At 47.4% G+C, this 24,905-nt stretch carries 23 protein-coding genes and 1 pseudogene; 20 read left to right on the top strand and 4 right to left on the bottom strand.

The window, feature by feature from the left end:
- Positions 1 to 28 precede the first annotated feature (28 nt).
- The 6 genes from ACOCLE_RS19880 to ACOCLE_RS19855 all read left to right on the top strand — a co-directional run bounded on the left by ACOCLE_RS19880 (position 29) and on the right by ACOCLE_RS19855 (position 5,290).
- Entirely contained in the window at positions 29 to 610 is a 582-nt protein-coding gene (locus ACOCLE_RS19880; RefSeq protein ID WP_419533936.1) for a hypothetical protein, read from the top strand.
- A gap of 56 nt (positions 611 to 666) precedes the next feature.
- Complete coding sequence (locus ACOCLE_RS19875) at positions 667 to 891, top strand: hypothetical protein (RefSeq protein WP_419533935.1); 225 nt, start codon at positions 667 to 669, stop codon at positions 889 to 891.
- Positions 892 to 938: 47 nt separating this feature from the next.
- Positions 939 to 1,826 (top strand): IS4 family transposase, encoded by an 888-nt coding sequence (locus ACOCLE_RS19870; RefSeq protein WP_419533934.1) that lies wholly within the window; start codon positions 939 to 941, stop codon positions 1,824 to 1,826.
- Between the two features lie 652 nt (positions 1,827 to 2,478).
- A complete protein-coding gene (locus tag ACOCLE_RS19865) occupies positions 2,479 to 3,183 on the top strand; it encodes a phasin family protein (RefSeq protein ID WP_419533933.1) in 705 nt (234 codons plus the stop codon).
- Positions 3,184 to 3,262: 79 nt separating this feature from the next.
- Positions 3,263 to 4,480, top strand: a complete 1,218-nt coding sequence (locus tag ACOCLE_RS19860) for a polyhydroxyalkanoate depolymerase (protein WP_256493248.1) — start codon at positions 3,263 to 3,265, stop codon at positions 4,478 to 4,480.
- Between the two features lie 15 nt (positions 4,481 to 4,495).
- Positions 4,496 to 5,290 (top strand): 3-hydroxybutyrate dehydrogenase, encoded by a 795-nt coding sequence (locus ACOCLE_RS19855; RefSeq protein WP_419533932.1) that lies wholly within the window; start codon positions 4,496 to 4,498, stop codon positions 5,288 to 5,290.
- Between the two features lie 9 nt (positions 5,291 to 5,299).
- On the opposite strand, the gene phaR is transcribed toward ACOCLE_RS19855, so the two are convergent.
- The 4 genes and pseudogenes from phaR to ACOCLE_RS19835 all read right to left on the bottom strand — a co-directional run bounded on the left by phaR (position 5,300) and on the right by ACOCLE_RS19835 (position 10,055).
- The gene (gene phaR / locus ACOCLE_RS19850) at positions 5,300 to 5,740 is read right to left on the bottom strand and encodes a polyhydroxyalkanoate synthesis repressor PhaR (protein ID WP_066016645.1); all 441 of its coding nucleotides are present in this window, start codon (positions 5,738 to 5,740) and stop codon (positions 5,300 to 5,302) included.
- Between the two features lie 189 nt (positions 5,741 to 5,929).
- A complete protein-coding gene (gene phaC / locus ACOCLE_RS19845; RefSeq protein ID WP_419533931.1) occupies positions 5,930 to 7,762 on the bottom strand; it encodes a class I poly(R)-hydroxyalkanoic acid synthase in 1,833 nt (610 codons plus the stop codon).
- Positions 7,763 to 7,841: 79 nt separating this feature from the next.
- Entirely contained in the window at positions 7,842 to 8,564 is a 723-nt protein-coding gene (gene phbB / locus ACOCLE_RS19840; RefSeq protein WP_419533930.1) for an acetoacetyl-CoA reductase, read from the bottom strand.
- A gap of 529 nt (positions 8,565 to 9,093) precedes the next feature.
- Positions 9,094 to 10,055 (bottom strand): annotated as a pseudogene (locus tag ACOCLE_RS19835) (IS5 family transposase).
- Positions 10,056 to 10,209: 154 nt separating this feature from the next.
- Between ACOCLE_RS19835 and ACOCLE_RS19830 the strand changes: the two are divergent.
- The 14 genes from ACOCLE_RS19830 (at position 10,210) to ACOCLE_RS19765 (ending at position 24,714) form a co-directional block, all read left to right on the top strand.
- Entirely contained in the window at positions 10,210 to 10,473 is a 264-nt protein-coding gene (locus ACOCLE_RS19830; protein WP_419533929.1) for a hypothetical protein, read from the top strand.
- 256 nt (positions 10,474 to 10,729) lie between these two features.
- Positions 10,730 to 12,652, top strand: a complete 1,923-nt coding sequence (locus tag ACOCLE_RS19825; protein WP_066017856.1) for a PrkA family serine protein kinase — start codon at positions 10,730 to 10,732, stop codon at positions 12,650 to 12,652.
- 97 nt (positions 12,653 to 12,749) lie between these two features.
- Positions 12,750 to 14,039: a YeaH/YhbH family protein gene (locus ACOCLE_RS19820; protein WP_419533928.1), complete on the top strand. Its 1,290-nt coding sequence runs from the start codon at positions 12,750 to 12,752 to the stop codon at positions 14,037 to 14,039.
- The gene (locus tag ACOCLE_RS19815; protein ID WP_419533927.1) at positions 14,026 to 15,606 is read left to right on the top strand and encodes a SpoVR family protein; all 1,581 of its coding nucleotides are present in this window, start codon (positions 14,026 to 14,028) and stop codon (positions 15,604 to 15,606) included. Before ACOCLE_RS19820 ends, ACOCLE_RS19815 begins: the two co-directional genes overlap by 14 nt.
- Before the next feature lie 209 nt (positions 15,607 to 15,815).
- A complete protein-coding gene (locus ACOCLE_RS19810; RefSeq protein WP_066017859.1) occupies positions 15,816 to 16,256 on the top strand; it encodes a regulatory protein RecX in 441 nt (146 codons plus the stop codon).
- A gap of 312 nt (positions 16,257 to 16,568) precedes the next feature.
- The gene (locus ACOCLE_RS19805; RefSeq protein ID WP_139117616.1) at positions 16,569 to 17,120 is read left to right on the top strand and encodes a hypothetical protein; all 552 of its coding nucleotides are present in this window, start codon (positions 16,569 to 16,571) and stop codon (positions 17,118 to 17,120) included.
- 243 nt (positions 17,121 to 17,363) lie between these two features.
- Positions 17,364 to 18,317, top strand: a complete 954-nt coding sequence (locus tag ACOCLE_RS19800) for a hypothetical protein (protein WP_419533926.1) — start codon at positions 17,364 to 17,366, stop codon at positions 18,315 to 18,317.
- A 297-nt stretch (positions 18,318 to 18,614) separates the two neighbouring features.
- Positions 18,615 to 20,369: a leukocidin family pore-forming toxin gene (locus ACOCLE_RS19795; RefSeq protein WP_419533925.1), complete on the top strand. Its 1,755-nt coding sequence runs from the start codon at positions 18,615 to 18,617 to the stop codon at positions 20,367 to 20,369.
- 223 nt (positions 20,370 to 20,592) lie between these two features.
- Entirely contained in the window at positions 20,593 to 21,369 is a 777-nt protein-coding gene (locus ACOCLE_RS19790) for a hypothetical protein (protein ID WP_419533924.1), read from the top strand.
- 64 nt (positions 21,370 to 21,433) lie between these two features.
- Entirely contained in the window at positions 21,434 to 22,714 is a 1,281-nt protein-coding gene (locus ACOCLE_RS19785; RefSeq protein WP_419532972.1) for an ISKra4 family transposase, read from the top strand.
- Between the two features lie 42 nt (positions 22,715 to 22,756).
- Positions 22,757 to 23,242 (top strand): hypothetical protein, encoded by a 486-nt coding sequence (locus ACOCLE_RS19780; RefSeq protein ID WP_419533923.1) that lies wholly within the window; start codon positions 22,757 to 22,759, stop codon positions 23,240 to 23,242.
- A gap of 39 nt (positions 23,243 to 23,281) precedes the next feature.
- Positions 23,282 to 23,653 carry a YybH family protein gene (locus ACOCLE_RS19775; RefSeq protein ID WP_419533922.1) on the top strand — a complete coding sequence of 124 codons (372 nt, stop codon included), beginning with the start codon at positions 23,282 to 23,284 and terminating at the stop codon, positions 23,651 to 23,653.
- A 174-nt stretch (positions 23,654 to 23,827) separates the two neighbouring features.
- Entirely contained in the window at positions 23,828 to 24,481 is a 654-nt protein-coding gene (locus ACOCLE_RS19770; protein ID WP_419533921.1) for an IS982 family transposase, read from the top strand.
- On the top strand, positions 24,478 to 24,714 hold the full coding sequence (locus ACOCLE_RS19765; RefSeq protein ID WP_419533920.1) for a transposase: 237 nt from the start codon (positions 24,478 to 24,480) through the stop codon (positions 24,712 to 24,714). Before ACOCLE_RS19770 ends, ACOCLE_RS19765 begins: the two co-directional genes overlap by 4 nt.
- Positions 24,715 to 24,905: the final 191 nt, after the last annotated feature.

Raw genomic sequence — 24,905 nt, 5'->3', positions numbered from 1 at the left:
TATAAATTTCATACAGGTACGAAACCTAATGGAGAAATTTACATCATTCGATCGCAGTACTGACACCATTACCACCATCGACCAATTCGACGTGACCAGCAGCTCTGATATTGAGTCTTTTATCCGTTCCGGGAAAATGGCAACGCAGTCATGGCAGTGCAAGGCGAGGCTCTATCCGTACCTGAAAGGGCGTAAGGATATTGTTGCAGACCGTGGCGTAGGTGGCGGCCACAATTTTTCCCTGGTGGGTGATCAGCCGCTGCTGGTCTACCTGTGGGGGCTGTATATGGCCACACTGATTCTATGCCCGCTGTTGTTCGGTTCCCACTTTGGCTGGTGGAGCGTAGATTTTACCCTGGCGTCATTACTGTTCCCGTTGAGCTTCTGCTTTCTTAATCCGGTTTCGGAGTTATACGGTCGGCGTAATGCACGACGACTGTTGAACTCGACAGTGTGGGTATTAATGACTCTGTCGATGCTGGGATGGGGGATACAGACCCTGGCGCTATGGCTGCCAGTGTTTGATCACACCGGGTTCAGCCACGAAACGCTGGTATTTGAAGAAGCGATAGGCCATTACCCACAGGCTGGTATGCTGAACTGGCCGTAGCCCTGTGGATTACCGACAACATCAATATCTGGTTTTTCCAGTTGTTTCGCCGGTGGATGAATCCGCAGTGGTTTGAGCTGCGTGCGTTTTTATCCAACAGCCTGGTTCAGGTGGTGTTCACGCCAGTGTGTGCCTTGTTTCTGTTTGGTGCCTTCTGGCAGAACCCTAAACTTCATCAGCAGGTGTGGGGCATTGCCTGGCTGAAGGTGCTGGTGGTCACTGCTGTCCGGTTAAAAAAACAGAGATCGCAGGAAATGCCTGTCCTAACTGACTTTCGGTAAAATAGCGGTTGCCGAAACAGCTACTTCACAAAAAGCAAAGGACAGGCATGAAGCATAGTAACAGCGTTTTCCATCAACTGCTCAAACACCTTCCCCGCCACCAATTCCAGAAGGCTGTTGACCGTCACAAAGGTGATCACCGCGTACGTAGTCTGCCGTGCTGGACTCAGCTTATCAGCCTGATGTTTGCCCAAATGACGGGCCGAACGTCTCTCCGTGACTTGGAGGAGAACTTCAATACCAAGCGTAATCACCACTATCACCTTGGCGTAGAGCGTATAAAGCGGTCATCCCTGTCCGATGCCAATAACAATCGCCCTTCCGCTATCTTTATGGAAACGTTCTTCTACCTTCTCGGCAAAGTCAGGGGAGAGCTACCCAGAAAAGTGGAAGAAGAGATGGTTCGCCTGATTGATTCCACAACCATTGACATGAATCTCAATCAGTTCGAATGGGCAAGCTTCCGAAGTACAAAGGCGGGCATCAAGCTGCATACCGTTTACGATCCGGATGCAGACATACCGACCTATTTTGAAATGACGGCGGCCAAGATAAATGACCGAAAAGCAGCGCACAAACTTCCCATTATACCGGGAGCAACCTATGTCGTAGACCGCGCCTACAATGATTATGGCTGGTACTACAGCTTGACGCAGCAGGGCACACGTTTTGTTGGACGCATGAAATCGAATGCTATTTATGAGGTCATTGAAAACCGGGAAACCACCGCCAGCCACATTCTGGAGGATCAGATTATTCGTCTCTCATCGGTTAAGGCTCAAAAGGATTGTCCAACAGACCTGAGAAGTGTAACGATAGTCAGAGAGGACGATGGAAAGGTGCTGTCGTTTATCACCAATGACCTTGTCAGAACGGCTCAGGAGATAGCGGATCTCTATAAATCCAGGTGGCAGATAGAACTGTTTTTCATATGAATCAAGCAGAACCTGAAGATCAAACGGTTCCTTGGGCAGAGCGAAAATGCAGTCAAAATCCAAGTGCTCTCAGCCATGATAGTCTACCTGTTGCTGAGGCTTACCCAGATCACAACACACTGTAAATTATCACTACAGCAAATAGCCCGCAGAGTCGGCCTGAACCTAACCAGTCGCTGCTCGTTGTTAGAGTTATTCACCGATCCGCCAGAGAAAAACAAAGTCAATTTACACCATAATCAGGGGAGCCTGGAGCTGGTTTATGCTTAACCGGACAGTAGTGGCTGGTGGTGGTGATTTATCTGCCGTTGTCGTCGTTGGTGGTACGTAAGGCTGGGCAGTGGGGCCAAGAGATTACCTGGTGAGTTAATAATGAGCCCGAAGATCCTATGGTCTTCGGGTTTACAAGGGGCAGCGGTTAGGCATCCATTGAGCAACTGAAATAAGACCCATTTAAAAAAGGAAGGAATGACATTTTAGGGAGCGTGTTAGGTGGGGCATACTTTATTCTAAGTGGCTTCTGAACTATTTCTTATTTGTATCAAAAATGCTGGATTACGGCGAATATGTTGTTGACTAATAGTCGTGTATTTTTAACAATTTAATTGTTTATTGTTGCATTGCAGCATAAAAGATTTTCAGGAGAGATGTTATGCTTGAGCAGATCACTGAGCAGTATCAAAAATCCATGAAACCAATGAGCGAGCTGGCTGATATTAATGCCAAGGTGTGTGAGCAGTTGTTGCAGAAGCAGACAGGCCTAATAACCCGAATGATCAAAGGCTATGTTAATTATGCTCAGTCTGCGGGTCATCCTGACGATGTGTCTGGAGTTATGGAGGCTCAAAAAGCATACGTTGAGAGCCTGCAGGATAATATTGTCACCACTGCGAAAGATACCTATGCCGTGATAACTGAAGCTCAGGAAAAAGTAGGTGAATTGATGAAAGACGCTTTCACCGAAGCTAAGGAATCTGTTGCTGATGTGACATCCAAAGCCTCCAAAGCTTCACTCAAAACTACTGCTGCTACGAATCTTAAGGTATTCGAACAGCTAATGAAGCAGCAAGCCGATTGGCTGACAGGGATGGTTAAAGACAGTGCTAGCTTTGCTCAGTCTCTGGGGCGTCATGAAGATATGTCAGGAGTCATGGAGGCTCAGAAGGAATACACTGAGAATCTGCAGGAAAAAATGGTGAACACTGCAAAAAACACCTACGCAGTCATGTCTGAAGCCCAGGAAAAAGTGGGTGAAATGATGAAAAGTGCTTTCACTGAGGCCAATAAATCGGCGGTTGATGTGAGGGCTAAAGCGGCCAAGTCTACGACAAAAACTTCAGCGGCTACCAATAAGTAGTAAAGATCACCGTAGCTCTTCTCTGAAGGGCTTTTTAACTGGCTTCAAGCTGTTATGCCTGTCTAATAAAGGGTGACCTATGAGATACGAGGCATACGATTTCTATAATAAAAGTGCCAGCGCCATGCACAATATATATGGCCTTATACTGGATATTGGCACCCACCCACTCAATCCATACAGTCATACTCCCATTGGGCGAACGACCAACGCTGCGTTGGAGTTTGCAATGCGCCTGACCAAGAGTTATGAAAAGCTTGATTTTGATATTGATAGCGTGTTGATCAATGATAAAACTGTTCGCGTCCGAGAGGAGGTTGTGCTCTCAAAATCCTTTTGCGAGTTAGTCCATTTCAAGCGAGTAGGAAGGGAAGATAAAAACAAGGTCCTACTGGTAGCACCGTTGTCAGGCCATCACGCCACGCTGTTGAAGGGCACGGTGGAAGGACTCTTGCCCGATCATGAGGTCTACGTTACTGACTGGTTAGACGCTCGGGAAGTACCTTTAGATGAAGGAGCATTTACCTTTGACCTTCATGTCAGTTATCTGATCGATTTTCTTCAGTTCCTTGGTCAGGACGTTCATTTGGTTGCCATCTGTCAGCCAGCGGTGCAGGCACTGATTGCCACTGCCGTGATGGCGGAAGAAAAAAGTACCTCTACACCAAAAACCTTGACGCTAATGGCGGGCCCCATTGATGTCAGTAAAAATCCTACCCGTGTTAATAAATATTCCCAAGAGCACAGTATGGATTGGTTTCGTGGATTTGCCATTATGACGGTGCCGCCAGGTTACCCCGGTGAAGGACGCGAAGTCTACCCAGGCTTCCTGCAGTTGGGCGGTTTTTTATCGATGAATCTTGACATGCATATTTCTAAGTACCTGGGTTTTTTTCAGAACTTGCTTGAGGGCGATGAGGAAGACGCTGATTGTTTCCGAGCCTTCTACGATGAATATATGGCCGTATTAGACATCCCCGCAGAATTTTATTTGGAAACTATAGAACGTGTTTTTAAAGCTAATGCGTTGGCTCGCAACTCCATCACCTACAATGGCAAGTCCGTCAATTTTGGGGCGATCAATAATACGGCTCTACTGACGGTTGAAGGTGCTAGTGATGATGTCTGTGGCATAGGACAAACGCAAGCGGCGCACGCTCTGTGTAAAAACATACCCGAGACAATGCGCTGTCATCACTTGCAGGAGGGGGCTGGCCACTATGGGATTTTCAGCGGCTCCAGGTTTCGAAAGTATGTACGTCCTTTGGTGACTGAATTTATTCACGATTACAGTTGAGGGTGGAATAAACTCATGAGTTTGAGTGAGCAACACGCGAATAGGCCTGTCGCACTGGTGACCGGTGGGGCAAGTGGTATAGGTGCCGCTATTGCCAGAGAGCTAGCCCGCGATGGTTTTTATGTAGTGATCAGCGATATCGACCTGAAGGCAGCAGAGAGTATAGTCGCAACTATATGTGAGCATGGCGGTAGTGCATCAGCTTTGTATTTAGATGTTACCCATCAAGAAAGTATCGATGCTTGTAGAAAAAACATCAAGGGAGAATTTACTCGACTTGATGTGTTGGTCAATAACGCGGGCATTCAGCATGTGGCAAAGTTGGAAGAATTTCCTGTCGATAAATGGCAGCTGGTTATCGATGTGCTATTGGTAGGACCTGCCATGTTGACCCGCGCTTTTTTGCCAATGATGAAAGAACAAAAATATGGGCGCATTGTGAATATAGGCTCAATTCACGGTTTGATCGCATCACCCTATAAGAGCGCCTATATCGCAGCGAAGCACGGTCTGCTCGGTTTTAGTAAAACCATTGCGTTAGAAGTGGCCGAGTACGACATCACCATTAACACTATTTGTCCAGCCTATGTAAAAACGCCGCTAGTGGAAAAGCAGATTGCTGACCAGGCTAAGTACTACGGTATCAGCGAAGATGAAGTGATCAGTAAGATTATGCTGGCCCCGATGCCGAAGCAAAGTTTTATTTCTTTGGAAGAGGTTACTGGTAGCGTTTTGTTTTTGTTGAACCCAGTGAGCCGAAATATGACGGGGCAGACAATAGTGTTGGATGGAGCCTGGACCGCCCGCTAATTCATCGGCTTATTTTTCCTCATTATCTGAGTCTTGGTGGGTGAATTTTTGCCAAGTGTCGAGGTTTTGTTCCATGATTTTACTGATCATGCCGATAGGACCAGCATCAATCATATTTTTAAGCAAGCCTTGCATCGTATCCTGTTGCTTGAGGAAGTGGTTCAGACTCTGCTCCAGGTATTGACGTAAAAAAACTTGCATATCATCGCCGTAAAAACGAATCAGTTGTTTCAGCAACGTATCTGTAAGCAATGATTGCTCGTTACTACTCTCCTGTTCACTGATGATCTGCAGGAGAATGCTCTTGGTGATGTCATCGCCAGTTTTAGAATCAACTACTGCAAAGTCAATATGCTCCAGAGTTAATAATTTTACATAGTCAAGATTAACGTACTGACTCTGAGATGTGTCGTACAATCGTCGGTTGGGATACTTTTTGATTGTGATCAAAGCCAGCTCCTACATGGTGAAGGTTGAAGAAAACATTAAGGGAGCAGGTAACTTCAAAGTAGCGGTTCCCTCAATATCCCGTTGGAGGATAAATTCACAGCATAAAAAACCACGATTATGATGGATCGTGGCATTAATGAGAATACTGATTGGTCAATAATTACAGGCGATATCAATCTTGATATTGTTTTAAATCCGCACTTTTACATAGCTACCAGGAGCGGGTTCCAGCGCTGGAAAATCTGGATGTATCCCAACTTTCTGAGCATCGACTTTGTCACCTGAAAGGCCTGCCAGCCAATGATACCAGTCGCACCACCAGGAGCCCTCCACCTTGGTGGCCTCGTTTAGCCAAGCGTGGGGATCTTCCGGTAAACCTTCATTGCCGACACTGCTGTCGCAGGCCCAGTAAGGGTATTTACCCGATTCAGCGGGGTTGATAATGCCAGCAATATGGCCGGAGCCAGCTAAGATGAAGCGCTTCATGGCTGCCTGGCGGCTGATTCCGTCGCCAAGACGGCGAGCACTTTGGTAGGCGCTTTCCCAAAGAACAATGTGATCAGCTTTAGGGGCTACAAAGTAAGTGGGTAGGTTTATCGTAGACAGATTGATGGGTACCTCATTGAGGATCACGCTACCGGCCTCAACAAAGCAGTTGTTGAGATAGGCGTTGCGAATATAGAAGTTAAAGGTATTGGCGGGCAAGTTGGTTGCATCGCTGTTCCAGTATAAGATATCAAATGCGGAGGGTGTTTCCCCTTTGAGATAGTTGTTAATATAAAATGGCCAGTAGAGGTTATTTTCACGCAAAAGACTAAAGCTCATACCCAGAATACGACCATCCAGCACACCATGAGTGCCAGTCTCTTTTTCTAAATGGGATAATATTTGTTCGGAGATAAAATTTCCTATTTCTCCTGGCTCATCGTAGTCGAGAAGGGTCGTGAAAAATGTCATGCTGTTGATACGTTCGTCGCCAATATTTTGCAGGTAAGATTGCGTAGTGGCCAGCAGCATACCACCAACGCAATAACCAGCGGTGTTGATCTTATTCTCTCCCGTGATAGCTTCCACTGCATCAAGAGCTGCCACCGGACCTTGAAGCATGTAATCGTCAAACTGCTTATCAGCCATTTGCGCCGATGGATTGACCCAGGAAATCATAAAGACGGTGAAACCCTGTTTAACGAGCCAGTGCACCATCGATTTTTTATGATCGAGGTCAAGAATGTAGTACTTGTTGATAAACGGTGGCACAAACAACAGTGGTCGCTGTAGGCATTTTTTGGTATCCGGAGTGTATTGAATTAACTGCATCAGGTCATTTTGGTAGATCACTTCACCTGGTGTGGCGGCAAGATTTGTACCGAGTTCAAAAGCCTCAAGATCCGTTTGCAAAATATTCAAAGCATCGGCTGGGCTTTGTTTGAGGTCACGAACTAGATTTTCCATGCCTTTTAGTAAGTTGGAGCCCTTGCTTTTGAGGATTTCGCGGCAAACTTCCGGGTTACTGTATGCGAAGTTCGCAGGTGAAAGAGCACTGACAAACTGACGGGTGAAGAACTTCGTTTGTTGCTTGAATTGGGGATCTTTAAATTCAAACTGCTCGACGAGATCTTCCAGCATTTTTGCGTTTAACAGATAGGCTTGTTTTAAGAAGTAAAACACAGGCTCTGTGTTCCAGTCACTATCCTGAAAACGAGGGTCGCGCTCGCCCTCGTCAGTAAATTGAGACAGGGTCTGTTTTTTAAAAAAAGCCTGGCCAACTTGTTGCCAAAGCTGCCGCTGATTTTCCATAAAATCCATCTGAAGCTTAATCAGTTGAGCTGCGTCCATTTGTACGGGTTGCTCTCGCCACTGTTTAATCAGATTTTCGAGGATAGCCTTGGGGGTTAACCGGTCGTGCCGGTTTCGCATGGCATGGGAGAGACTATTATCCAGAAGGTTTAAGAACCCTTCAGCTACTTCTTTCACTAGGGGGCTGCTGAATAGCTGCTCGAAGTGATCACTCTGGTTTACCAACCTTACCTCCTCCCAATTAATGCCCCCCAAAGTATTGAGGTACTTAGGTGTCAGCGAATCAATAAGTATCGACTGTCGATTAGTACATGTGTTGGCCGCCGTTAACAGAGAGTGTAGAACCGGTGATAAAACCAGCGTCATCGCTGACTAAGAAGGCCGCTGCTCGGGCAATATCTTTAGGTGTACCCAGTCGACCAACGGGAATACTATCGGTGATTTTTTCCAAGATGGCTTCAGGTAACGCGCGAACCATATCGGTGTCAACATAACCCGGGGTGATGGCGTTGACGGTGATGCCTTTGGCCGCACTTTCAAGCGCCAGTGCTTTGGTGAAGCCCTGTATACCGGATTTTGCAGCGGCGTAATTGACTTGGCCGTATTGGCCTGACTGCCCATTGACTGAACCAATATTGACAATACGACCAAAATTCCTGGAACGCATATTTTCGATCACGGCCTTACAGGTATTGAAGCAAGAGGCAAGGTTGGTTTGAATGACGGCGTCCCACTGTTCGACGTCCATTCGGTGCATGGTTTTATCGCGTGTAATGCCTGCGTTGTTGATAAGGATATCAGTAGGGCCGAAGTCTACTTCGATCTGCGAGATACCCTTTTGGGTGGCTGCAAAGTTACTTACATCAAACTTAATAACAGGGATACCGGTACGATCCATAAATGCTTGTGCTGCTTGATCATTGCTTACGTAATTTGCAATAACGGTGTAACCTAGGTCTTTGAGGTGAGTACTGATTGTTTCACCAATTCCTCGAGTACCACCTGTCACGATCGCTATTTTGCTCAATTGTATCGCCTCCAAATCACGATAATAAATATCAAGTATTTATAGATAAAGCCAAATGCTATAAGCAAGTTTGCAATAAATCGGTTTAAGCGTGTTTTCGCCTATCCCTCTCTAGGGAGTTAACCAAGTAAAATCATATTTTCTAATTGAGTAAGGCTGGCTCACATATACAATTTCAGTTGGTTGTACATATTCTGTCAGTCCAGTGTACAAGCATTAACCAGTAAAAAATTCGTACTAAAAAATTATAGACGTCTTTAATCGTTTAGGTTCTATTTGATATACTTTCATATATATACTTACAATTTCTTTAAAAAAGTAGCATCTGGAATTTTCTGAAAATATCGAGAGAGTGAGTCTATAAAACAGAAGTCGGTAGTCGTATAAATAAAGTGCGAACAACCCAGTCCATTTCATAAGTTGATGGGTTAATCCTTTTCAAACTGGCCTGCTTCTCAGGTTTTGATGGAAAAGTCTCTAATATTCACACACAAATGGTAATATCTTACAGTTTTCGGGCGGGTCAACCCTATGCCCGAATCATTTGACCAAACCTGACGATATTCGCCAGCCCAAACAGTATTGCCAGCTTGTTGTCGTTTTTCTCAAGCCCTTTTTAGATGGCTTTCACAAAACCAAACTGGCATTTGATGATTCTGAAGGGATGCTCCAAAAATGCCCTGATACTGGCCTTGTTGTATTCCAATTTCAATGCATCATTATTCTTTCGAGGGTGCTTTTTCAGCTCTTTGAGCCGGGATGGAATTTCAGCGATAAACCACTCAGCAGACACATCCTGCAACTCGGGGCGTTGTTCTGCTCCATGGTAACCGGAATCACTGAATATAAACTGCTCAACCCATGGAGCAGTTCTCCTGTCTGATTGAGATCATGCTCATTGGCAGAAGTGGTTGTAAGACTATGAGTCAGCACGGTACAGGCATCAACGCCAATGTGAGCCTTCATACCGAAGTGCTACTGATTAACCTTTTTAGTCTGGTGCATATCAGGATCACGCTGCTTATCTTTATTTTTGGTCGACGTCGGTGCTTCGATAATGGTGGCATCCACCAGGGTGCCTTCTTTCAGGATGACACCAGAGTCCGTAAGCCAGTTATTAATCTCAGTAAAAATCGCTCGCCCCAGCTGGTGTTTTTCGAGCAAGTGCCGGAAGTTCATGATGGTTGTGCGATCAGGGATGGCTTTGTCCAGCGATAATCCGGCAAACAGACGCATGGATGAAATTTCGTGCAATGAATCTTCCATGCCCTCGTTGCTGAGACTGTACCACTGCTGGAGGTAATGAATACGAACCATCACCTCCAGTAGGTAAGGGCGACGACCATTACCAGGCTTTGGGTAATAAGGCTCAATGACACTGATAATTCTTTGCCATGGCACAAGCTTTTCCATTTTGGCAAAAAAGCGCTCTTTTCGGGTTGTTCTGCGTTTTTGCAAAAACTCACTATCTGAAAAACTGAGCTGACTCATTGATAGAAACCCAAGCTGGAAGCGGTAGAAATATTATCTCATGACCCGAGACTTATTCGCACTTTCCCTAACTTTATTCCTGATGCCGGTTCCAAAAATGATTTAACTCTATTTGCTACAATTAAGCGACAGATAATGAGTAAAGAGAGTAATTATGGCTATGAAAACTACTTATGAAAGCCCTGTTGCATTTGAAACCGACCTCTCTGCCGATTTGCTCAGCAAAGCCAGAGCGCTGCATGTGGATGTCCATGCCGTGATTCAACGAGCGGTGGCAGCACAAGCGAACCTTTCCGACATTGAACGACAGATCGCCCTTGCCTGTGAACAGCAGAGCAGTCAGATTTATCATCATTTGATTGACAGTTACCCCCTGAAAGAGGTCGGCATCAGGGACTGTTACCGAAAGAGCCGGTAACTTCATCAACATAGCCTGCGCCTCATTCAGTCACGGTATGCGTGCTGTACCGGTCTTTTTTGCTTCAAGTGATACCCAGGTTTGATTCGTTGATCATTTCACGGAGAGACTCGTTGATTGCCTTTCAGGCTACAGGCCTCGTGGGAGGCGTGCATTTGTATTCATGGAACCAAGGAGGCGGTTGTGTTGCCCTGCTGTCTGATCCGATCCGATGTCTTCTTTCTTCCTCTCTATCCATAACGGTGGGATGTCTACTATGTCCATTTTTGCGCAATACCAGCAACGGTATGAAGCGGTTCAACAGGAAGAGCTGAGTCTGCTGGACTATCTCAAACTCTGTAAAGAGGACCCGTCGGTCTATGCCAATGCGGCCGAGCGCATGCTGAAAGCCATTGGTGAGCCAGAAGTAATTGATACCGCCCGTGATCCGCGACTGAGCCGCATCTTCTCCAACAAGTTAATCAAACGCTACCCGGCGTTCAAAGAGTTTTACGGTATGGAAGAGGCCATTGAGCAGATGGTCTCTTATTTCAAACACGCGGCTCAGGGGCTGGAAGAGAAAAAACAGATACTCTACCTGCTTGGCCCGGTGGGAGGCGGCAAGTCTTCTCTGGCCGAAAAATTGAAGCAGTTAATGGAACGGGTACCGTTTTACGCCATCAAAGGCTCGCCGGTGTTTGAATCCCCGCTGGGGCTGTTCAATCCTGATGAGGATGGGGTTATTCTCAAGGAGGAATACGGCATTCCCGGTCGCTACCTCAATTACATCATGTCTCCCTGGGCGGTCAAACGCCTGAACGAATTTGGGGGCGACCTCACCCAGTTCCGGGTGGTTAAGCTCTACCCAAGCCGGCTGAATCAAATCGCTATTGCCAAAACCGAACCCGGTGATGAAAACAACCAGGATATTTCCAGCCTGGTGGGCAAGGTGGATATTCGCCAGCTGGAAGAGTATTCCCAGGACGATCCCGACGCCTACAGTTTTTCGGGGGCGTTGTGCCGGGCCAACCAGGGCATCATGGAATTCGTGGAGATGTTCAAGGCGCCCATCAAAGTGCTGCACCCGCTGCTGACCGCCACCCAGGAAGGCAACTACAACAGCACCGAAGGGTTGGGGGCGATTCCCTACGAGGGGATTCTGCTGGCGCACTCCAATGAGTCCGAATGGCAGTCCTTCCGGAACAACAAGACCAATGAAGCCTTCATCGATCGGGTCAACATCGTGAAGGTGCCGTACTGTGTCCGGGTCAGTGAGGAGGTGCACATTTACCAGAAGTTGCTGGAACACAGCTCGCTGAAGGCCGCGCCCTGTGCCCCGGATACCCTCAAGATGCTGGCCCAGTTTACCGTGCTGTCACGGATCAAGGAGCCGGAGAACTCTTCCATCTACTCCAAGATGAAAGTGTACGACGGCGATAACCTGAAGGACACCGACCCCAATGCCAAGCCATTGCAGGAATACCGGGATATGGCCGGGGTGGATGAAGGCATGAACGGGCTCTCTACCCGGTTTGCTTTCAAGATCCTGTCCAAAGTATTCAACTTCGATCCGACTGAAGTGGCGGCCAACCCGGTACACCTGCTTTATGTCCTGGAACAGCAGATTGAGCAGCACCAGTTTCCGGAAGAAATCCAGGACCGTTACCTCGCCTTTCTCAAAGAGTATCTGACCCCCAAATACATTGAGTTTCTTGGCAAGGAGATCCAGACCGCGTACCTTGAGTCATACTCCGAATACGGTCAGAACATCTTTGACCGCTACATTACCTACGCTGACTTCTGGATTCAGGATCAGGAATTCCGGGACCCGGATACCGGACATATTCTGGATCGGGGCGCCTTGAGCGAAGAGCTGGAAAAAATCGAAAAACCGGCGGGCATCGCCAATCCCAAGGATTTCCGCAACGAAGTGGTCAACTTTGTACTGCGGGCCCGGGCCAACCACGACGGCAAAAACCCCAGCTGGTTAAGCTACGAGAAGATGCGTACCGTCATTGAGAAGAAAATGTTTTCCAATACCGAAGACCTGTTGCCGGTCATCTCTTTCAATGCCAAAGGGTCGCAGGAAGACCAGCGAAAACACGCGGACTTCGTTTCCCGTATGGTGGTCCACGGTTATACCGAGAAACAGGTACGGCTGTTGTCAGAATGGTACATCCGGGTCCGGAAGTCTCAATGATTCCGCACTGACTGACCCGCCCTGTCGCGGACCCATCGCCAGCCCCTTCAGCGGGGCTGATCCACCGAGCACTGCAGCTATCGGGAGTGCGTTCATCATGAGCCTCATCATCGACCGGCGCCTCAATGGAAAAAAGAAGAGCACCGTGAACCGGCAGCGGTTTTTGAAGCGCTACCGGCATCATGTCAAAGCCGCCGTCCAGGATGCCATTGACCAGCGTTCCATCACCGACGTTGACAGTGGCAGTGACGTCACTATTCCCAGGAAAGACCTCAGTGAGCCGTTTTTTCACCACGCACAGGGGGGGCACTGCGGCCACGTGCATCCTGGCAACCACGAGTTCCACCGTGGAGACCGCATTCAGCGGCCACCGGGTGGCGATGGACAGGGCAGCGGTACGGGGCAGGCCAGTGATGGTGGCGAAGGGGCAGATGAGTTCGTCTTCCAGATCAACCGGGACGAGTTCCTGGAATATCTGTTTGATGACCTGGAGCTGCCCAACCTGCTGAGAAAAGAACTGAAAGACAGCACCGACTATCAACTCAAACGGGCCGGGTTTACCACCGCTGGTTCCCCGGACCGGCTGAATATTGTGCGCTCACTGCGGGCTGCCCATGCCCGTCGCATCGCCCTGTCCGGTAAAGACCGGAAAGTGATCCGAACCCTGAAGCGACAACTCAGGGCCATGGAAGTGAGTCCGGACCCTGCCGATCAGCAGCAGGCCACCGCTCTTCGGGAAGAGATCAAGTCGCTCAACAAGAAGCTCAAACGACTGCCGTTTATTGACGATTTTGACCTGCGCTTTAACAACATGACCAAGGTGCCCCAGCCCTCCAGCAAGGCGGTGATGTTTTGTGTCATGGATGTTTCCGGGTCCATGACGCAGGAGATCAAGGACATGGCTAAGCGCTTTTTCCTGCTGCTCTACCTGTTCCTGGAACGCAACTACGAAGCCGTGGAAGTGGTCTTTATCCGGCACCACAGTGAGGCGAGGGAGTGTGATGAGCACGACTTCTTCTACGCCCGGGAAACCGGGGGCACCATTGTCTCAAAAGCCCTGCTGCTCACCCATGACATCATTGAACGGCGGTACCCGCCCAGCCAGTGGAATATCTACATTGCCCAGGCCTCGGACGGGGATAACTGGGGCGAAGACTCCACAAAATGTTATGACATCATCCTGGACAAGCTGTTACCGGTTTGCCAATACTTCGCCTACGTAGAGATTACCGACCTGCACCACCAGAACCTCTGGTACGAGTACGCTACCATAGCCGAATCTTACCCGGATCACTTCGCCATGCAGCACATCCACAGCTATTCGGATATCTACCCGACCTTCCGGCGTCTGTTTGAAAAAAAGGAGGGCTCTCATGTTGGTCGCTGAAGCACCAGAAAAGCACACCATCCGGCGAAAACAACCGCTGTCCACCGGGTCTGAATGGACGTTCGAACTGCTGGACCTTTACGACCGCGAGTTTGCCCGGTTGGCGGATAAATTCCGGCTGGACACCTACCCCAACCAGATTGAAGTGATCAGCTCTGAACAGATGCTGGATGCCTACTCATCGGTGGGGATGCCCCTGATGTACAATCACTGGAGTTATGGGAAAACCTTTCTCAATAACCAACAGAACTATCAGCGGGGGCGGATGGGGCTGGCTTACGAAATCGTGATCAACTCCAACCCCTGCATTGCCTACCTGATGGAAGAGAACACCATGCCCATGCAGGCCCTGGTGATCGCCCACGCCTGCTACGGCCACAACTCCTTTTTTAAAGGCAACTACCTGTTCAGGCAGTGGACGGACGCCAGCGCCATCATTGATTACCTGCTGTTTGCCAAGCACTACATCGCCCAGTGCGAGGAGAAACATGGCGTTGCAGCGGTAGAGGAGATGCTGGACGCCTGCCATGCGCTGATGAACCAGGGTGTCAACCGCTATGTTCGCCCCGCCCCGGTCTCTGCAGAACAGGAACAGGCACGCTTGCGAGAGCGTGAAGCGTACATCCAGCGCAACCTGAACGATCTCTGGCGCACCATCCCGGTCAGCGAGCAATCACAGTCGCACCAAGATGAACGGTTTCCGAAAGACCCGGAAGAGAACCTGCTCTATTTCATCGAAAAAAACGCGCCGTTGCTGGAGACCTGGCAGCGGGAGATCATCCGCATCGTGCGTAAAGTGGCGCAGTATTTCTACCCGCAACGGCAAACCCAGGTCATGAACGAGGGCTGGGCAACGTTCTGGCACTATCACCTGATGCATGAAATGTACGATGAAGGGTTGATCACCGAAGGCTTTATCCTGGAATTTCTGCATTCACACTCCAGTGTCGTGTTCCAGCCGGCCTTTGATGATCCGCGGTACAGCGGGATAAACCCCTATGCTCTGGGGTTCAATATCTTTCGGGACATCCGCAGGATCTGCGAACAGCCCACGGAAGAGGACCGTGAATGGTTCCCCGATCTGGCGGGCAGTGACTGGCTGGACGCCGTGCACTTTGCCATGAAGAACTTCAAGGACGAGGGATTCATTCTTCAATACCTCTCCCCCAGGGTTATGCGGGACATGCGCCTATTCAGCATCGATGACAACGACATCAACCCCTATCTGGAAGTGGATGCCATCCATGACGAGCAGGGCTATCGGCAGTTGCGGGAAAACCTGGCCGCCTTGTACAACCTGGGCAACCGGGAGCCCAACATACAGGTGTACGACGTGGATGTCCGGGGTGACCGCTCATTGACCCTGCGCCATTACCTGCACCAGAATCGTCCGCTGGACAGGGACAGTACCCATGAACTGCTAAAACATCTGCACCGCCTGTGGGGGTTTGATGTCAAACTGGACTCGGTAGACCAGGATAACATCGTCCAGTACACCTTTATTACGAAAAACACCGGCAGCAAAGAACAGGTTAAGGTGACGTCAAAGAAGCGGATCAACCGCTAGAGCTCACAGGCAGGATGCGTCATAGTGGGGGGGGGTGCCCGGTGCAGGTTACACCGGGACTTGGTGCTCCAACGCAAAGGTATGTCGATGAACGACGGTAGAATCATAGTTCATCGACCAATAATCGCAACCCCGGTTCTCATACACCGTGCAACTTCCGAGATTGACCGGAGTTGGCACCGGGCAGACCAGTTCACAGGAGCGTAGCGATGCCTGAAGTTACCGCCAACATGCTGAGACATGCCGCCATGAACCTGATGGTGCAGAAAAATTACACTCACGACGAGCTGGCGCAAAAACTGTCTTATCTCTCTGATAACGATGAACTCATCCTTGATGTGCTTGACCGGCTGGAAAAAGAGCGGCTGTTGAGTAATGAGCGCTACGTGGAAGGCTTCATTCAGCACAGAGCGGCCAAAGGGCAAGGCCCTTCCCGCATTGCCCAGGATCTGGAAAAAAAAGGCATTGAGCCGGAGATGATTGTCGATGCCCTGAAAGCGTCCGGAATTAACTGGCAGGACCTGGCAAAATGGGCTCGTGAACAGAAGTTTGGTCACAAACACCCAGTATCCTCCCGGGAGATCAATGAGCAAAGAGAATTTTTGCACAGCCGGGGCTTCCCACCCGAACTGCTGGCCACCCTGTTTTGATGATCAAATGAGCAGTGTCGTTTTGTCTTGTCCGTCGACGAACACCGGGCATGATGCGCAGAAAACTGACTTAATACTTCCGGTTATGACAGGCCATGTTTTAGTAAAGCAATAATCTCAAAAAAAAAAAAAATAATAAACGACATTGCTATAGTTAAATTCACTGGAATTACGATGGGATCGTGGTGTTATTCTGATGTCTCCGGTGGTCAACCTGCGATTTATCGGCGATGACCCACTTGGCGAGGGCCAGCGAGACCATCGGTGAGATCAGAAATAATGACCTGTCCATCGGATTCCGGTACCTAACGCTTGCCATTTGAGAGTATCGACATGACGGCCTCAACATTGAAAGAAGCGGCAACCGGCATCAAACCTGCCGAAAAAAACGAACTGGCCCAGAAACTGGTGGCTGCCTACAGTGAGCAGCAGGCTATTGTGAACCAGATCAAGGCGGCCCGGTGGAACAATCAGGGAGCTCGTGCTGCTGAGTTTGCGCAGCTGCTGGCGGCTGCGGCTCCGGAAGCGGCCTGCCAGCCCTCCCAATACCAGGCTCGACAAAACCAGACGGTACAACCCTTCCCACCATCGTATCAGATTGCTGAGCGTATCAGCGTGTTCGGGCGTCGTGTGCCGTCTGACTACAACGAATTGTTTGAGTACTCCCGTATTGAAGACCCTCAAACCCAGGAGACGTATCAGAACGCTGAAGCGATAGCGAAAGCCTGTGAAACGTTCGCTCAGACCGCCCGGCATACCATCAAGCTGGCCCAGCAGGCAGACGACCCGGTCACAGCGCAAGTCATGACGGCGCAACTGCAAACGGCCGAGCAGCTGGCGACGCAATTGAGACGATTTGAGTAATGACGGGTAAGACAGATTAGGGGTCAATATAGGTTCATAAGAGATTCCGGTGTTGGTCTGCAGTCCGCACCGGTTTTTTTTCCACCAAGGCGAATTGGCAAAAAACTCCAGATGCTCGGGGCGGGTCGTGTTGTACGCCCCTTTTTTATGTCTTTCCAATTTTCTCCCGCTATGCAAGTTCCTCGACTAGGTAAGACTTGGCGATGTGTTGGCTGGTATTGGCTTTTAAGCTTTGTATGTGGCTTGGCCGAGATGGCTCATGCCGCTTCACCTTTGACACCAGGCTACTTTAACAAGCAATTTAACCAGTTAATCCGAACCACCTACCCACACTGGTGGGGGAACTGGAATTTAAGCTCCAGCATAAAGGTGGGTGCCATCGGCATTATTGATGCCACAACGGGCACATTCAGGTATTCCGGTGTCGACATAGATGACCCTGAGATAGAGTCGATCCCACTGAATAAATCGTTGGTGCTGACCAAAGGTCACGTGCAGCAATCAGGCTTGAATCTGGGGGCTGAGCTTGACGCTGTTGAGGCTTCTGGTAACGCTCAGATGACCTGGGCATTTGCCAAACGCGGATCAATGGTTGCCCAGTGGGCACTTCAAGCTCAACAGGTGATGAGAAACCCTGTTGATACCCTGCATCGAGAAATGAACATACTGAAATCGGTGGCTCATAACAACAACATGCTGGTTGATAACGGAATTATTCAGGGGTTTGGTGTGATTACCAGTGTTATCATGGCCGACGCCGGACTGTCACTGGGCTCAGAATTGAATAACTCTGAATTTCAAATCAGCGGCAGTGCTGAACTACTCAAAGGACTAACAGGTCAGGGTAGTGTGTCTGCTGGTTATTATCAAACGCATGTGAGCGGGCAAGTTGTCAGTTTTATATGGCCTTCGGATCTGACCGATGTGGTTGAGGCTGTTCCCATCGCCTTCACCTTTTCATCCATTGATGGAGAGAGAGTCATCCCGAATTGGCTCAAGCCCATCTCATTTTTTGAAATTAAAGTTAATAACCACGGCAACTATTCCATTCACGCTGACCTTGATTATGAGTGTCCTGAGACTGGTAAAACGCATCGATCCGCCAGTATCTACGCCTATTCGGGGATAACTTTAGGTGAAATTCCATTGGATGCGACTAACGTTGATCTCATACTCAATTATCGAACCATATTTTAATAATTCGGAAACAAAAAAGCATTATTTCTGGAAATCTTTGTTGGGAATATGGCCTGTGGGCAACAAAGCTATCGATATCAGTGGGCACTGGCCGCATGATCTTGAATTTACCGAAAAATAGGCTGTCAATGCTTAGTTTAAGGTAACTAACGATAAACAACTGGGTGATTTGAAATGAACGTAACCTTGGTGTCTGGCATAGTGGCAACCAGTGCCATCCTGTATTCACTGACCGCTTCGTCCGCGGACTATCGTGTAGGTAACTTCAGTCGTTTATCAGGCATACAGGCTGAAGCCATGGATGTGAATGGCGGTTTGGATGCTTTGGAACTGGGACCCTATGATCGTCTTTATGTTGATCTTACCGGTGATGAAGACCCATATGCCGAAATCATGTCAGCCTTTAATGGTGGTGCAACAATCATTCTTTCCAGTCCGGACTTCGTTCAGGCAGGTCCTGCCTCCATACAGACCATGGAGCGGATACAAAATAAATTGATTCAGTTGACGGGGGTAGCGGTGAGTGCACCGTATGTCGTCCTCAGGTCGCAAAACGGTCAACCAGAGTTTAGACTGGCAAGCAGTTCTGAAGCCCTTCAGGCACTGATCGTTGATATGGAATCTGATCTACCCAGCGCCCTCACGCAAGCCAGAGACTACGAAATACCATTTTCCATGACATCTGCCAGGAGTGTTGGGAATCATGTCCCTTACATTCCCGAGAAAAATTTCAACCTCAAGTTAACTCGACGAAACATTCGCTGCAATTTGCACGACTCTAAAGACTTCAACGGAACCATGGATTATTGCCAAGGTGATGCCTCCATTGATGTCAATGTTAATGTATCCATGATCCGTTCAGTGGTTGCACCGAAACCCGATCACTCAGGTAACACACGAAATGTCAAACTGGTGAGATTTTCCGTTTCTGATGGGAATACCGGTGCCGGCATACATCTCAGGGATCGTTTACTTCAGGAGAATGCCTGGAAGCAAAGCAACATTCACAGACATACCCGTCTTGGCCCCTTTGCGCACTCTTATTCAATGAGCGTTGAGCCGGTCAGTGGTGTTCAACCGACAATTATGTCAGGGCTTCCAAGTAACGAAAATCCTGAGTATAACCACCAACAGGTCAGTACCGTCAGCATCGGTGTTAATGGTAAGGTCGGTGCTGAACTGAGTGCTGAAGGACCAAAAGGCTCTGCTGAAGTGGGTGCCTCCTTTGGACTCTCGATGTCACGATCGCTCTCCTGGGATACAAAGGAGTACCGAATCAGAAACAGCAGCAGTCAGAATAATTTTTCCGTTACTTGGGAGCGGAGTCTTGACGAATGTCAATTACTACTGAGGAATGAGTTGGGGTGCTATTTTACCGCCGGTATTGCCTGGGGCGGCAAGATGTGGGATGAAAACAAAATTAACCCTATAGCGTACAGCAACTTCGTACCTAACATGGACGTAGTGTATGAAGTATCGCCAGAGCAAAACGGCACCACCAAATTCCTTGTGACGGCGGCCACAAATATTAAGGCTCAGTTTGGCTATGTTGGCTGGGACTTTCTGTTTGGCTGGTACCAACCCGCAGGTGCTTCCAGCCTGACCCAGTCCACTCAGGCGTTTGTAACCGTTGATTGGTCTCACCCCATATTTGAGCCTGAAGCACATGTAAAACTTCGGTCACTGTATGCTGATAACCTTTGCCTGACAAACCAGAATGGACAGATTATCGCTAAGGCGTGCGTACCCAATAATCGCCATCAAACCTGGGGGCTTGATGCTAAAGAACGTTATAAAAGCCGAAGTGGCAACAACCAGTGTTTGGGTATAGATGATAATAACGGCCTTTATGTCGGCACCTGTAATGAAAATCTGAGTCAGAAGTGGTATTGGGAAGATGAAAAACTGGTCTCTCGTAAAATTGACGACCATGGTCATAATCTGGTTTTGCAATGGCACGGTGAAGAAAGCGATCAGATCGAAGTCATTTCTGAACCTTTGTCAGATGGCCTGAATTCGTCATGGCGAAATGAATTAAGTGTATTGATGTGACTGTGGCCTTTAACAAGTAGCTGGGCATATGGCATCGAATATTTCTGGTTATTTGATATGGTATTGTTTTTTGGGGTGAATGACCAAAAGAATAACTCTGTCTAATTTTTTGGCTCGTTCGTGTTTTCATTAATTATGGAAGTTAGGGGATAAAAAATTAGAGGCAACTGTCAAAACAGCGAATTAAACGGTAATGAATATAAGTTAACTTTTGGTGGGAATAATGCAGCTTCATAGTTATAGTCGCGCTGGTATGTCATCGTTTATAGATGGGCAATGCGAAACCACTCGCCTTGTGAAGACTGAGGATCGCCGCTTTCTTGGTAGGAGTTTAAGTACTAGAGGTGATTTTTTTCGATTTATTAGTGATTCTAGAAACAAAGGTTTGAAATTGGGAGATGTTGTCACCAGTGTACAGGGGCAAGGCATATTCGACAGAAAACTAAAAATACAGAAAGAAGATGGAGTTGATGAACTTGATTGTGTCGATGCTGCTATAAGACCAGCTGAATATAAAGCAGAAAATAGTGCTGGTTTCGGAAATGAAAGAGAATCGTTATTTCCCAGAATGGAAAGAGAACTGGATGAATTGAAGAATTTATTTACACGATTACTCGCATCGGAGAGTGTACATAGGCCGAGTGATGTGGGTGGGGTCATTGGTTTGACAGAATCCACTATACAGCAAGAAGGTGGACTTGATGGTGACGTTGCTACTGGAAGACCAGCTGAATATAAAGCAGAAAATAGTGCTGGTTTCGGCAATGAAATAGAACCGTTATTTACCAGAATGGAAGGAGATTTGGATGAATTGAAGAATTCATTTACACGATTATGCACATCGGAGGGTGAGCATAAAGCGAGTTATGTGGAAGGGGTTATTGATTTGGCAAAATCGACTGCGTCCACCTTGGATAATTTCAATTTAATAATAAGCTCTATTGATAGTAAGGATAGTAATAAAGAAAATATAAAATTTACGGGTGCTCTCTCTGAATGATTGAAACAATAGTGCTCTATTTTCACAGCTACTATGGGAACACCACTCATAATAGTTAACTGTCATGCCCGCTTCTGTTATTTCCAGCTCTACCAAAAGCATCGTTTTGCAAATTGAAGTTTCTATAGATTCAGGCAACATGCTGAATCTTGAAGATAGTTTACAGCGTGCACTCAATGAAGCCGGGCAGCTTGGAACAAAAGAGTTATTGGGGCTATTTGAATCACCCAATAAAGAACCTATCGTCGTTAATCAGCAGAAGTGGAACTACAAAGGAAAGGTTCTTAAGCACTATGAAACCTTATACGGTCGTATACCTTTGGAGCGCTCCGTATATCAGGGTGTCAGAGGTGGCAGTACTCTGGCAGCACTTGATCTTCGTGCCGGTATTATTGGTTCAGCTACCCCCAAATTTGCCAAGTCTATCGCCTGGAAATACAGCCAGATGCCAGCGCCTGCGGTAAAAGAAGATTTTGAGACCAACCATCAAAGGACGCTTTCAAATTCTTATATCAAGCATTTATCGGACAGAGTAGGTGCATTAATTGAAGACCAGCAAGACACTCACTACCACCTTCCTCCACTAAAAGAGCCTGTTGAAACAATAGCCATTGGTCTGGATGGAACCTGCATGCTGCTTTGTGAAGAAGGCTGGAGGGAAGCCATGTGTGGGACATTGAGCCTATATTCTGCAGATGGAGACAGGCTCCACACGATATATACAGCCAGTTCGCCAGAGTATGGTAAACAAAGCTTTATGAGCAAGCTCGACGAGGAGATTGCAGATCTAAAACGACTCTACCCAAATGCCACATACATCGGGGTAGCTGACGGGGCTAGAGAAAACTGGAGTTATTTGAAACAACATACCTCTGGGCAGATACTCGATTTTTATCATGCATCTGAATATTTAGCTGGAGCAGCGGAAGCACTGTTTCCAACCAGTAAGGCGAAGCGACACCAGTGGCTTGAAGACAGGCTACATAGTTTGAAAAACAAGCGTGGAGCAGCCAAAAAAATCCTTCAGGAAATTGAATCAGCCGAGCTCCCGAAAAAGACAATCGCACTGACAGAGAAGCGCTACAAAGCTGTGAGCTATTTTACAAACAATCACCAGTTAATGAATTATCATCAGGCGCTTAAACGCCATTGGCCAATAGGTTCAGGAGTTACTGAAGCGGCTTGTAAGACTCTGGTAAAGCAACGATTATGTGGTTCTGGAATGAGGTGGAAAGCAACAGGAGCGGAAGTGCTTTTGACAACAAGAGCACTGATCCAGAGTAAGGGGCGCTGGGAACAACTTTGGTCTGAGTTCATGACTGGAAAGGTTGAAGCTAACCTATGAGTCAGTTATCAAATTGAGAGAGCACCCAAATTTACGGAATCGATGATTGACTGTCTTGAGCGTATTTACAATACAGTTTTAAGTGATGCTGTAGTTGTTCTGGTTAAATTGAAATCTCTAGATGAAGACATTTCTCTTGTTGAAAAAGCTGAGGTTGATTTGCTAATTGGTAAATTAGAGAGTTTTAAACTTGATTCTTTATCCAGGCAATATAAGGATGGAAGAATAAGGAGAATTGCTTCCGCTTTGGAGCCATATAAGACACCTCTAATAGAAGCAGGCGTGTTGACTACTATGAGTACTGCCATTGCTGCAAATTATAAAGGGCTCGCCGACAGCCTTTCTAAATGTTTGGATCAGAGTAAGCGAGGTTGCGAAAATGAATATGCCTTGCTGTATGGTCCTCTTCTAATCCTTGGCTTTACTGTTCTAATTGTTATTATAGAAAGGTGTTGTAACTCAAAGTGCTTATCTAGAGATCGTCATTCGGGTAGAGATTACCCAAGAGATGGTTTAGAAGAAGTTTAAATATATTCAATTAGTGAAAAATTACTTTAGTCGTGATGTATGATGCTTATCAATGAAATATTTCCGGCGGTGGAATCAGCCAGCAGAGCGTGGCGAATGGCCTTTAATTCTGGTGATCTTATCGGATTTTCCGCTTTTTATGAAAAAAATGCAGTATTACATATTTCACCTTTTGGTTCTTATTCAGGTGTCGATGAAATCAAGGCGTTTTGGCAAAGTTTGATTGACCAAGATCTCAAGGTACTGGAGTATTTTGGTATTCAGATGACGAGGGTAGCTGGTGACCAAATCATATTGCGAGGTAGCTGGACGATGAATAAAGCAAGTGGTTTAATCCATAAAGAGTTGTGGGCTTTACAGGATAATGGTTATGTTTTAATGCGTGAAGCCGAATTAGAAGCGGTCGTCTAATGCGGTTATATATTTGGCTAGTTGGTAATGAGTATCGATGTGGACTCTCTCTGAATGATTGAAATAATAGAACTCTATTTTCACAGCTACTAACGCGAAGGCCGACTTTTCATAAGGCATGACTACACCTTAATCTGCGCTCTAAACAGATTGCTCATATAGCCGGTGACAGTCATGCCTGAAGAAGAGTTTATCATCAATGTCTTTTGTCTGATTGATGATTTATTCAATAAGCTTTTTCCCAGACCTTTACGTACTCGTGGCTATGAGCCCAAGCTCAGTGATAGCGAGGTTCTTACCATTGAAATAGTGGGCGAATGGCTTGGACATCACAAGGACAAGGATATCTGGAAATATTTTCGACGACACTGGCTACACTTTTTTCCAGGCATTCCCGCCAGAACCAAGCTGGCCTCACAGGGGGCGAACCTCTGGGCTGTAAAGCAAAAAATCACAGAGCGTCTGGTGCAGATATTGGGCGCTGACAGTGATGATGTTCACCTGATTGATGGTTTTCCCATAGAGGTGTGCAAGCGGGTTCGGGCAAAACGTCGGAAAATATTTAATGACGAAGTGGCTTATGGCTACTGTGCTTCAAAAGACAAGAAATTTTTTGGCTTTCAGGGGCATCTGTTAATTTCAATGACGGGCATTCCAGTTTCACTGAGCCTGACACCTGCGAACGTTGACGAGAGAGACGCAGCTTACGATTTGATAGAAACGATAGCCGGGTTGTTGTTGGGTGACAAAGGCTACATTAAGCCGATTTTCAAAGAAGATTGCGAAGCAATTGGTATCGACCTGCAAACGCCATTGAAAAAAACATGAAAGATAACCGGCCAAAAAAATTCGTTAAACTGATCATGCGGGTCAGGCGCAGAATCGAAACTGTCATTGGACAGTTGGCACATTATTTCGATATTGAGCACAGTGGCTGCCGTAATATGTGGCGCATGACGGCAAGAATAGCCCGCAAGTTACTGGCTTACAACGTAGGTGTATTCCTAAATGTACTGGCTGGTAAGCCTGCTATTCAGTTTGAGAGTTTAATAACTGCTTGAAAACACGGTTTTCGGGCATGACAGGCAGTGTGCATTCAAAATGGGTTTTCGGTCGGCCATGTAGTATTTATTTCTTGTTCTATAAGTCAAAAGTCGGTCTTCGCGTAGCTACTAGTAGCTACTATAGGAACACCTCTTATGATAGTTAACTGTCATGCCCGCTTCTGTTATTTCCAGCTCTACCAAAAGCA

Origin of the sequence: Endozoicomonas sp., assembly GCF_965196975.1 — a bacterium.
Taxonomy (GTDB): Bacteria; Pseudomonadota; Gammaproteobacteria; order Pseudomonadales; family Endozoicomonadaceae; genus Endozoicomonas.
The sequence above is the reverse complement of the archived record's forward strand: the minus strand, read 5'-3'. Positions and strand labels throughout refer to the sequence as shown.